Origin of the sequence: Cedecea sp. VD22, from assembly GCF_037150195.1 — a bacterium.
Taxonomy (GTDB): Bacteria; Pseudomonadota; Gammaproteobacteria; order Enterobacterales; family Enterobacteriaceae; genus Cedecea.
Genome location: NZ_JBBCPX010000013.1, coordinates 120,742 through 131,418, shown reverse-complemented (window position 1 = coordinate 131,418; position 10,677 = coordinate 120,742). Strand labels below are relative to the sequence as shown.

Annotated in this window: 8 protein-coding genes and 1 pseudogene; 5 read left to right on the top strand and 4 right to left on the bottom strand. The window is 58.2% G+C overall.

Going from position 1 to position 10,677, the window contains the following annotated elements:
- Positions 1-140: 140 nt before the first annotated feature.
- Positions 141-1,220 (bottom strand): oxidoreductase, encoded by a 1,080-nt coding sequence (locus tag WFK85_RS19250; protein WP_336709024.1) that lies wholly within the window; start codon positions 1,218-1,220, stop codon positions 141-143.
- Between the two features lie 176 nt (positions 1,221-1,396).
- Between WFK85_RS19250 and WFK85_RS19245 the strand changes: the two are divergent.
- The 4 genes and pseudogenes from WFK85_RS19245 (at position 1,397) to WFK85_RS19230 (ending at position 6,237) form a co-directional block, all read left to right on the top strand.
- A pseudogene (locus WFK85_RS19245) lies at positions 1,397-2,902 on the top strand (sugar ABC transporter ATP-binding protein).
- Positions 2,899-3,894, top strand: coding sequence for an ABC transporter permease (locus WFK85_RS19240; protein ID WP_008460348.1), 996 nt, complete (start codon positions 2,899-2,901; stop codon positions 3,892-3,894). The pseudogene WFK85_RS19245 and the gene WFK85_RS19240 overlap by 4 nt, the downstream one beginning before the upstream one ends.
- 28 nt (positions 3,895-3,922) lie before the next feature.
- Positions 3,923-4,987, top strand: a complete 1,065-nt coding sequence (locus WFK85_RS19235; RefSeq protein WP_008460349.1) for a sugar ABC transporter substrate-binding protein — start codon at positions 3,923-3,925, stop codon at positions 4,985-4,987.
- Positions 4,988-4,998: 11 nt separating this feature from the next.
- A complete protein-coding gene (locus WFK85_RS19230; protein WP_336709023.1) occupies positions 4,999-6,237 on the top strand; it encodes an LVIVD repeat-containing protein in 1,239 nt (412 codons plus the stop codon).
- Between the two features lie 728 nt (positions 6,238-6,965).
- On the opposite strand, the gene mtnK is transcribed toward WFK85_RS19230, so the two are convergent.
- Complete coding sequence (mtnK, locus tag WFK85_RS19225) at positions 6,966-8,165, bottom strand: S-methyl-5-thioribose kinase (protein ID WP_166990544.1); 1,200 nt, start codon at positions 8,163-8,165, stop codon at positions 6,966-6,968.
- A gap of 107 nt (positions 8,166-8,272) precedes the next feature.
- Here mtnK and mtnA point away from each other — a divergent pair, with 107 nt between their 5' ends.
- On the top strand, positions 8,273-9,298 hold the full coding sequence (gene mtnA, locus WFK85_RS19220; RefSeq protein ID WP_336709022.1) for an S-methyl-5-thioribose-1-phosphate isomerase: 1,026 nt from the start codon (positions 8,273-8,275) through the stop codon (positions 9,296-9,298).
- Between the two features lie 102 nt (positions 9,299-9,400).
- On the opposite strand, the gene WFK85_RS19215 is transcribed toward mtnA, so the two are convergent.
- Positions 9,401-9,943, bottom strand: a complete 543-nt coding sequence (locus tag WFK85_RS19215) for a 1,2-dihydroxy-3-keto-5-methylthiopentene dioxygenase (RefSeq protein WP_008459357.1) — start codon at positions 9,941-9,943, stop codon at positions 9,401-9,403.
- On the bottom strand, positions 9,940-10,623 hold the full coding sequence (gene mtnC / locus WFK85_RS19210) for an acireductone synthase (RefSeq protein ID WP_336709027.1): 684 nt from the start codon (positions 10,621-10,623) through the stop codon (positions 9,940-9,942). Before mtnC ends, WFK85_RS19215 begins: the two co-directional genes overlap by 4 nt.
- Between the last annotated feature and the right edge of the window lie 54 nt (positions 10,624-10,677).

The window sequence follows — 10,677 nt, the reverse complement described above, 5'->3', positions numbered from 1 at the left end:
ATGGTATCTCTCGCATCCCACGGCATAAGCGGCTCCATAAACGGGTTCTTATGCCTTAGTTGTAAGTGTCTACCATGTCCCCGAACAAGTGTTCACGATGTCCCCGGACCGTACATGGGGAGAGGGTGAGGGGCAAATCTTTACAACGCCTCAACCTTCTCCAGCGCCGCCAGCAAACTCTCCGGCGACAGCGCCACCGGCAGCGCATGAATCGACTCCCCGGCCTGTAAAGTACGGGCAATCACCTTATCCAGGTCGGCACGATTATGGATATCCACATCCAACTGCGCCAGTTTTGTTGGCAGATTGAAACGCTTATAGGCCTGCGTCAGCTGCGCCAGAACATCGTCCTGCCCCAGCAGTGCGCTCTGTACCAGAATCCCGTAGGCCACTTTCGTGCCGTGCAGGAAGCGGTCGGTTTGCGGCAGCGTCGTCAGACCGTTATGGACGGCATGCGCGGCGGCAACGCGGGTGTAACGTTCGCCCAGGCCACCCACCATCCCGCCCCCGGCAATAATCGCCTCGACCACGTCCAGAAACGCCTGACTTAACTTGCCCTGGCGCTGATCTTCCAGCGCTTGTTCGCTGCGCTCCAGCAAAACATCGCGGATCGCCAGCGCCGCACCAATACCGAGGCGCACGGTCAGCGGCAGATTTTCCGGCTGCGGGCTAAGCACCACCGCTTCGTACCACTTCGCCAGCGTGTCACCGACGCCGGCCAGCAAATATTCCTGCGGCGCACGCAGGATAATTTCCGGCTCCACCAGCACCAGGTGGTTAGCATCGTTGAAAATCTCGAAGCGCAGCGCCTGGCCGGCGTCGTTGTACCACACGGACAGCGGCGTCCAGGCCGCGCAGGTTGCCGCGATGGTCGGGATCGCCACCACTGGCGCATTCAGCCGACGAGCAACCACTTTGACCGTATCCAGCAGCGCTCCACCGCCGAGGCCGATCACCACCTGACGTTCACCAGACTCCGCCACCAGCCTCTGCACGTCGCTTTCGCTGCAGTGCCCACCAAACTGAATATGCTTCGCGCCGGGCAGCGAAAACGCCGCCGGCAGGAAAGGCCGGGCCGCCGCAAACGCGCGCTCGCCGTAGATCCAGACTGCGTTATTCAGCTGATCTTCGCTGTAAAACTCAGTCAGACGAGCAAGGCTGCCGGGGTGTGAATAGTAATTCGCGGGGCCGGTAACCACGCGGATAGCGGTGCTGGTCATGATGCATTTCCTTTTCTTCGCTGGCGGGATATATTCTATGCCGATGATATGTCCAGACATCTGGACGGCTAATATCATTTTGCTTTATCTTATGTCTTTTCGTTCATTGCCCGCAACCCAGAAGGCCGTTAAAAATTCGACAGATCAATTCATTAAACCCGGAAGCCGCTGCAGCTATGACCACGCTTAACCGCCTTGAGATGCGAGAAATCTCTATCGCCTTCGCGGGCTTTAACGCGCTGAGCCTGGTGAATTTCCGGCTGGAGGGCGGCTCGGTACATGCTTTAACCGGCGCAAACGGCGCGGGTAAATCCACGTTGATGGCGGTGCTTTCCGGCGCGCACGAGGGTTACCAGGGCGAAATCCTGATCGACGGTGAAACGGTGACGATCCGCAACCCGCGTGACGCCAAACTGCTGGGGATCCATCTGGTGCAGCAGGAAGTGGACGTTGCCCTGGTGCCGGGCCTGAGCGTGGCGGAAAACATCATGCTCGATAAGCTGGCCGAAACGGGGCATGTCTACCGCTGGTCGAAAATTTACCGGCAGGCTCGAGAAGCGCTGGCGCAGCTCGACGTAGAGATCGACGTCAAAAAACGTATTGAGCAATGCACCCTGGCGGAAAAACAGCAAATCCTGCTGGCGCGGGCGCTCTCACATCATTGCCGCTTTCTGATCCTCGACGAACCCACCGCCCCGCTGGACAGCCAGGAAAGCGAGCATCTTTTCCGCGTCGTGCAGCGACTACAAAGCGGTGGCATTGGCGTGGTGTTTATCTCCCACCGCATCCATGAACTGAAAGCCATTTGCGACCAGATGACGGTGCTGCGCGACGGCAAGCTGGTGGACAGCGGCCCGATGGGGCATCTCAGTGGCGAAGAGATTGTAGAGAAAATGCTGGGCCACCAGCTGGACGATATTTATCCCCCTCACCGCCCGCCGGTTGAGGGCGACACGCTGCTGGCAGTGGAAGGTCTGCATGACGATGTGCTGCTGCGCGACATCTCGTTACGCCTGCGCAAAGGCGAAATTCTGGGCATTGCGGGCCTCGCCGGAGCGGGGAAAACCGAGCTTTGCAAAGCGCTGTTCGGCGCCACCCGCAGCACGCTTGATCGCGGCGAATTAAAAGGCAAGGCCTAGCGCCCGACCGACCCGGCGGATTCCGTCACTCGCGGCGTTGTGCTGGTGCCGGAGGAGCGCCGCAAAGAAGGCATTTTTATCGACGAGTCGGTCACCATGAATCTCGCCGTCAGCGCCGACAGCCAGTTTACCCGCTGGGGGCTGTTCGACTACCGCAAAGCTAAGCACTGGGCGGAGAAGACCATTCAGCAGTTGGGCATTCGCACCAGCGGCCCGGCGCAAGCGCTGCGCCGCCTGTCCGGCGGCAATCAGCAAAAAGTGGCCATCGGCAAATGGCTGCGCAACGAAGCCGACGTGCTGATTTTTGATGAGCCAACCAAAGGCGTAGACATCAAAGCCAAAACCGACCTCTTCGTGCTGATTGACAAGCTGGCCCGTCGTGGCAAAGGGGTGATTTACGCCTCGGGCGAATTTGCCGAGCTGGTCGGGCTGTGCGATCGCATCTGCGTGCTGTGGGACGGGCGCATCGTCGCTGAGCTGGACGGCCACCAGGCTACCGAAGAAACCTTATTACTCTACTCCACCGGAGGAACCCCCGCGTGAGCAAAGCATTATCCCTTAAGGCCAGCGCGTCAGGCCGCCAACAGTTCTTTGACTTTCTCTACAAATGGGGGATGTTGCTCACCGTGGTGGCCCTGGTGGCGCTGTTCGGCATCGCGTCCGACAGTTTCCTTGAGCCGAACAACATCATTAATATTCTGCGCTCCATCGCCATCGTGACGGTGATCGCCATCGGCGTGTCAATCTCGCTCACCGTGGGCGGGTTTGATTTGTCCGTCGGCTCGACCGCCTCGCTGGCAAACGCGCTGGTGATTTCGCTGTTCGTCTGGCACGGCTTCGGCACCACCGAAGCGATTCTTATTACCCTGGTGCTGTGCACGCTGGTCGGGCTATTCAACGCCTTCCTGATCGTGGTGCTGAAAATTCCCGACATGCTTGCCACGCTTGCCAGCCTGTTTGTGATTCAGGGCGTGGCGATGACCTACAGCTACGGTGGATCGATCACCGAAAACATGGTGCTGCCGAGCGGCGACATGGCGGAAGGGACGATTCCCGCCGCCTTTGGCCTGCTCGGGCAGGTGCCGACCATCGTCATCATCATGCTGGTGGTCACGCTGGTCGCACAGCTCGCGCTCTCTCTGACCAAACATGGCCGCCGGATGTACGCCATCGGCGGCAACCCGGAGGCGGCTCGCCTGTCCGGCATTCGTACCACCCGTTACCGCGTGGCGGCCTACGTGCTGGCCTCTCTGCTGGCAGGTTTGGGCGGCATCCTGCTGGCCTCACGTATTGGCTCTTCACAGGTTAACGCCGGTGGCGGCTACCTGATGGATGCCGTGGCTGCCGCCTGGATTGGTTTCTCTCTGGCAGGTTCCGGTAAACCTAACGCGCTCGGCACGCTGGTAGGCGCGGTGATTCTGGGCGTGTTGCAAAACGGGCTGGTGATGCTCTCCGTGCCCTATTACGCGATGGACATTATTAAAGGCCTGGTGCTGGCTGCCGCACTGGCAATTACTTACATACAACGACGCTAAAACAACAACTTCACACAGGGTAACGACCATGAAAAAACTGACAACTTCGCTGCTGGCGCTTAGCCTGCTTGCCGCTCTGCCGGGCCACGCCGCTACGCCATCGCCGGTGCCGGAAAAAATCGCCGCCCACGACGGTCCAATCCGCATCGCCGTGATCCGCAACCTGGGCTCCGACGACAACACTACGCAGTTTGTCGCAGGTGCGGTTCAACAGGCTAAAAAGCTGGGCTTCAAGGTCAGCACGTTCCTGAGCAACGGCGACGACGCCCGCTTCCAGGACTTTGTGAACCAGGCGATCAGCCAGAAGTATGACGGGATTATTCTTTCTCAGGGTCGCGATCCTTACTCCACCGAACTGGTGAAAAAAGCTGTAGCCGCAGGCATTGCGGTGTCGGTCTTTGATACCGCCGTAAACGGCACCATTCCCGGCGTGACCGTCACCCAGCAGGACGACGCCTCGCTGACCAGCCTCTCCTTCGGCCAGTTGGTCAAAGACTTCAACGGCAAAGCCAACATCATCAAGCTGTGGGTGGCCGGTTTCCCACCGATGGAACGCCGCCAGGCGGCCTATCAGGAACTGCTGAAAGCCAACCCGGGCATTAAAGAGCTGGAGTCCATCGGCGCGGTTTCTTCCGACGTGCAGGGCGACACCGCCAACAAAGTGGGCGCAGTGCTGGCGAAGTACCCGAAAGGCAAAATCGATGCCATCTGGGGCACCTGGGATGCCTTCAGCCAGGGCGCCTATAAAGCGCTGCAGGAAAACGGCCGTACCGAAATTAAGCTCTATAGCATCGACGTTTCCAACCAGGACATTCAGCTGATGCGCGAAGCCAACAGCCCGTGGAAAGTCAGCGTGGCGGTCGATCCGAAGCTGATCGGTGCCACCAACGTGCGCCTGGTGGCCTACAAGATCGCCGGGGAACAAACGCCTGCGACCTACGACTTTAAAGCCGCAGCCATTCCACAGGCTCTGCTAGCCAGCCAGCCTGGCCCGGTCAACGTCACTTCGTTGGGCAAAATCATTCCAGGCTGGGGCCAGACCGACGACTTTATCGCGCCGTGGTTCGCCACGCTCGAAGCGAAAAATAAATAAGGAGTTCCGCAATGGCACTGCCACAACCCGAATACAGCCGCAATATGCGGCTGATCGGCCATAGCGATCAGGGAGGAAAACCGGACGGCGTGCAGCTAATGGTGCACCGGAGCTATGCGTATATCGGCCATATGGTGTCGCAGGGCTTTTCGATTGTGGACGTCCGCGATCCTAAAAACCCGAAAGCGGCGGGTTTCGTGCCCGCGCCGCCGGGTACCTGGAATATTCACCTGCAGGCGCACGACGACCTGCTGCTGGTGATTAACGCCCGGGATCTGTTTGCCGACGTGCGCTTCGCCGATGAGAAGGTTTACTACACCAAATCGGTTGGCGAAACGGTTCGCGACGTGCAGGACAAAGGCTGGAGCGCCGGATTACGCATTTTTGATATCTCCACGCCGGATAAACCCAAAGAAATCAGCTTCCTGTCGCTGAGCGGCATCGGCATCCACCGCTGCTGGTATGTGGGCGGCCGCTGGGCCTATGTTTCCGCGCTGATCGATGGGTTTAGCGATTATATCTTCCTGACTATCGACCTCGCCGACCCGCGCAATCCGCAGGTGGCAGGCAACTGGTGGCTGCCGGGCATGAACACTGCCGCAGGCGAGCAGCCCACCTGGCCGGAAGGCAAACGCTATGCGCTACACCACGCGATTATCAGCGGCGACACGGCGTATGCCAGCTGGCGCGACGGAGGCCTGACGCTGCTGGACGTTTCCGATCGCGCTCAGCCGCAGCTCATCAGCCACCGTAACTGGAGCCCGCCGTTTGGCGGCGGCACCCATACGGCGCTGCCGCTGCCGAATCGCGATTTGTTGGTAGTACTCGACGAAGCGGTACTGGACAATCAGGAGGACGGCGAGAAGCTGATTTGGCTGTTCGATATTCGCGCCCCGTCGAACCCGGTCAGCATCTCCACGTTCCCGCAGCCGGATGAGATTGATTATGTGGCGAAAGGCGCGCATTTCGGCCCGCATAATCTGCACGAAAACCGCCCAGGTAGCTTTATCAGCGATACGCTAATTTTCGCGACGTATCAGAACGCTGGCGTGCGAGCCTACGATATTTCCAACCCGTACCGCCCGGTAGAAACAGGTGCGCTGGTACCTGCCGCCCCGGAAAAGATGATGGATACTCGCCCTGGACGCCCGCAGGTGATCCAGTCCTGTGATGTCTTTGTCGACGCTCAAGGGATTGTGTACAGCACGGATTATAACGGCGGGTTGTCGGTTATTGAGTATTTGGGGTAGCCCTACGATTTACTTTCTCGTACTCCTATAATTGCCTTTAATACAGATCTTTATTTTATCATTTCGAAAAGAAGGATCTGCCAGCAAGCAGTTTTCCGTTCACCCATCCGACAAGTTATCTTTGCCACCGCAGCAAACGGTGAACGTGTCCGGGGGATAACGCCATCCCCCGAACAGCCCCGGCGCCCGGCGAGCTCATCGCCGCTGAAGCGGTAAACCCACCGGCTATCACCCCAAACATTCGGGGTCGTTCGCGATTCGTTCCCGACGATCGCTCTCTTTCGCTGTTCCCGACAGTTCAACCCCGCCTGAGTTGGGTCATAACCGGGGGCGCTGAGAGCCGGGGACAACGGCGTGGCTGTGGAACTGGAAGCGACTGGAACTTTCCGTATCGCTGCGGGATTGAAGCGAGGCACGGTTCCGGCTTAAATCGCCTTCGTTTTCTCTCCGACTGGCCAGGGTCCGGCCGTCGGGAACGGCCGGAGGTTGAGAGCGTCGGGAACGCATCTCAGCCGATCCAGGACTGGGAGATAAAACGGAGGTCTGCCGCTCACGCGGTCGATTCATTTGGCCGGGAGTCCGGGTTCTCAGGGGAATGACGGTGATTCCCCTGAGACATTCACTGGCTCTGTGATGACATATGAAACAGGGCTGGAAGTGAACGGAACCTTTCGCCAGACCCTCATAGAAGAGATTAACGGTTGAAATAAATTTTGAGGCAAAGAAACTCACCCCTTCTGCCGAACCCTCGCAATAAACTCATCCACCGAATTCACCTGCCCGGCGATCAGAATCAAAAACTTGCCCAGCTCAATAGCATGGCTGACGCAGGCCAGGCGCGCCGCCTCATCCTCAATACTTTCCAGATCGGCAACGTGCGACAAACCAACCGAGCGGCGAATCAGTTCGGTGCCGCAGAAGCCTACCGCATCAACCCACACTTTTTGCAGGTAGTGCTCAACGTAGCCTTCCGTTGCCAGCGCCGAGTCGCGTGTTTTCTCGCGGGCAAGCGCCGTAAAGCGCTCTGAGAAGCTCAGCCACAGTTCCTGAATATCCTTCAGGCGCTGTTCACGCTGGCTGGCTGCATCCCGTGGACCAAAATGCCCCGGCAGCGCGCAGTAGTTCAGCAGCAGGTTGCCGATGGCGGTCCCAAGATCAAACCCGGCCGGGCCCACGTAACCAAATTCAGCGTCGATCGCTTTCAGGCTACCTTCCGCAACGAAAATCGACCCGCTGTGGATGTCGCCGTGCAGCAGCGCTTCCGCGCTGGAAAAGAATTTATGCTTCAGCAACGCCACGGCCAACTTCAGGTCGCTGTCGCTTCGCAGCGCGGCAACCTGTTCTTCCAGCGCGGCCGGGTAGTTATTTCGCTCGTGGATCTGATACGGATCGTTAAAGAACAGATCTTCTGTGATTTCGCACATTTCCGGGTTGATAAAGCGGGCAACCAGCGCCTTCTTATCGTGCGGATGCAGATAAAAATCTGACGTGTGGAACAGCGCTTTTGCCAGATACTCACCAAGCTGGCTGGCCGCCTGAGGATAATACACGCCCTTCACCAACTCGCCGCGCCAGATGCGATGGCTGGAGAGATCTTCCATCACCATCACCGCCAACTCTGGGTCGTAATGCACCACGTTGACCGTGTGTTCCGGGCTGTGCTGGTAGTGCTCCACCAGGGTTTGCGCCTCAAGGCGAGCGCGATCCAGCGTCAGCGGCCAGGACTCGCCCACGCAGCGCACATACGGCAGCGCCTGCTTCACGATAGTCCGGCTGACGCCATGATTATCAAAGATTTTAAACACCAGATTGAGGTTGCCGTCGCCCACTTCCTGCGCCTCCACCAGCTCAGACGGCGTCTGCAGCCCGCCAAACTGTTGAGCATAGGCCACTGCGTCAGCGGCGGTAAAAGTGCGGTATTGCGACATGGCGATCCTCTCAGAAAATAAAGTCAATTAAGACGTTTGGACGTCTATACATCTGGAAGTCATGTTGGCACAATATACCGCAACAACGCAACATGGAATTAACACGAATGCATAATTTAAAAACCACCAGCCTGGAAGTGCGTGATAACCAGCTTTGGATCCTTGATCAGCAGGCGCTGCCGCAGCAGAAAAACTGGCTCCCGGCGCACACCGTGTCACAGCTGGTCGCGCATATTCACGCCCTCAGCGTACGCGGCGCGCCGCTCATCGGCCTTTCCGCCAGCCTGCTGCTGGCGCTGTTGGCGGAGCAAGGGCTGACAAAAGCTCAGCTCGCTGATGCCCTGGAAACCCTGCGGGCGTCCCGCCCGACGGCGGTAAACCTGATGAATAACCTCGACCGCATGAAGCAGGCGCTGGCTCAGGAAAATGTTGTGGCTGCGCTCGAAGAAGAGGCGCTGCGGCTGGTGGCAGAAGATAAAGTGCTGTGCGATAACATCGCCCAGGCGGGCGCGGCGCTGGTTAAACCCGGTAGCCGCCTGCTGACCCACTGCAATACCGGCGGGCTGGCTACCGCAGGCGTCGGCACCGCGCTGGGCGTTATTCAGCGGGCATTTAACGAAGGGAACGTCGCCAGCGTTTGGGTGGACGAAACCCGCCCGCTGCTGCAGGGCGGCAGGCTAACGGCGTGGGAATTAGGGGAGCTGGGTATTCCTTACCAGCTGATTTGCGATTCCATGGCCGCCAGCCTGATGGCGAAAAAGCAGGTGGACGCCATCTGGGTGGGCGCGGACCGCATCGCCGCGAACGGTGACGTGGCCAATAAGATCGGCACCTACAGCCTGGCCGTGCTGGCGCATTACCACGGCATTCCATTCTACGTTGCCGCGCCTCATACCACGCTCGACAGAAATTGTCCGAACGGCGAAGCCATTCCGATTGAGCAGCGTGCCGCCAGTGAAGTGACCGGCGTGGCGGGCAGCTTTGGCAGCGTGCAGTGGGCGCCAGACAACGCAAGCGTGTATAACCCGGCGTTTGACGTTACCCCGGCAGAGTTGATTAGCGGCTGGATTTTGGATACGGGCATGGTGACGCCGGAACAGGTTCGGGATGGGGTATTTTTACCGAAGAAATAATGCCCCTCATTCTGACCTTCTCCCCAAAGGGGAGAAGGAATAGAACGCACTACAGATTCACAATTTTCCCCTCTCCTTTGCCAGGAGAGGGTCAATCACAGCCTACGGCAAGCGTGGATAAGCATCCGCAATCGCATCGCCGGTAAAGTGCGCCACCCAGCCTTCCGGGTTATCAAAAATACGAATCGCGGTGAAATGCGGCTCGGACCCCATATCAAACCAGTGCGGTGTCCCGGCCGGGACGGAAATCAGGTCGTTCTTCTCGCAGAGGATCTGATACACCTTGTCGTCCAGATGCAGGCAGAACAGCCCCGCGCCTTCGACGAAGAAACGTACTTCATCTTCGCCGTGGGTATGTTCAGACAGGAATTTAGTCCGCAGCACGTCTTTCTGCGGGTTGTCCGCCCGCAGGCTGATCACATCCCAACTCTGATAGCCCTTCTCCGCCACCAGCTTGTCGATAGCATGCTGATAAGCGTGGATCACCGTTTCCGGCGTTGGGTCGTTGCCTAAATCCTGGTTCGCTTCCCAGCGTTCAAAACGCACGTCTTTGGCGTTCAACTGCTCGCGAATTTCTTGCGCGTCCGTGCTGTGCCATACCGGCTCCTTTGCTTCGGTATCGGTAAAAATGGTCAATGCGCTCATGAAGAAAACGACTCCAGATTAATGTGGTCGAAACGGTTTACCTGGCGATGGCGGCTGACGTCATCCGCCTCGCCGCGAATAAGCTGCACGGTTTGCCAACCGCCTTCCCGTGCAGCATCCAGCTCCTGGTGAATATCTGATAAGAACAGCAGCGACTCAGGTGCCACGCCGATCTCCGCCGCGATGTTGCGGTAGGACTGCGCTTCACGCTTGGCCCCTACGTGGGTATCAAAATAGCCGCTGAACAACTCAGTAATATTCCCGGCGTCGCTGTAGCCAAAAAGCAGCTTCTGCGCCGCCACCGAGCCGGATGAATAGACATACAGGGCAATACCCTGCTGTTTCCAGGCCTTGAGCGCGGGCAGAACGTCATCATAGAGATGGCCGGTGAAGTCTCCATTCACGTAGCCATCCCGCCAGATAAGGCCCTGCAGCGCTTTTAGCGCGGTAGATTTACGATCTACATCCATGAAGCTAAACAACGTCTCAATCAGCCGTTCAATATCCGCCTGCGGTTCATTAATTTCCGCCCGCAGGTCGTTGAGTATTGGGGCTATTTCATTTTGCTGCTCGCGAACAAAACCCGCGAGGCGTTCGCGGGCATACGGGAACAGGATGTTGTGCACAAAGCGAATGTCGCTGGTGGTGCCTTCAATATCGGTAACAATGGCGCGAATCATCATCTCTCCAGCCGTTAACGCTGCGTTATGTTGGCAACTGAGGTCATTATTATT

Bases quoted from the DNA above. Each gene is read 5' to 3' on its own strand.
- WFK85_RS19250 (WP_336709024.1), bottom strand. From the start codon at position 1,220: ATGACCAGCACCGCTATCCGCGTGGTTACCGGCCCCGCGAATTACTAT.
- WFK85_RS19235 (WP_008460349.1), top strand. From the start codon at position 3,923: ATGAAAAAACTGACAACTTCGCTGCTGGCGCTTAGCCTGCTTGCCGCT.
- WFK85_RS19230 (WP_336709023.1), top strand. From the start codon at position 4,999: ATGGCACTGCCACAACCCGAATACAGCCGCAATATGCGGCTGATCGGC.
- mtnK (WP_166990544.1), bottom strand. From the start codon at position 8,165: ATGTCGCAATACCGCACTTTTACCGCCGCTGACGCAGTGGCCTATGCT.
- mtnA (WP_336709022.1), top strand. From the start codon at position 8,273: ATGCATAATTTAAAAACCACCAGCCTGGAAGTGCGTGATAACCAGCTT.
- WFK85_RS19215 (WP_008459357.1), bottom strand. From the start codon at position 9,943: ATGAGCGCATTGACCATTTTTACCGATACCGAAGCAAAGGAGCCGGTA.
- mtnC (WP_336709027.1), bottom strand. From the start codon at position 10,623: ATGATTCGCGCCATTGTTACCGATATTGAAGGCACCACCAGCGACATT.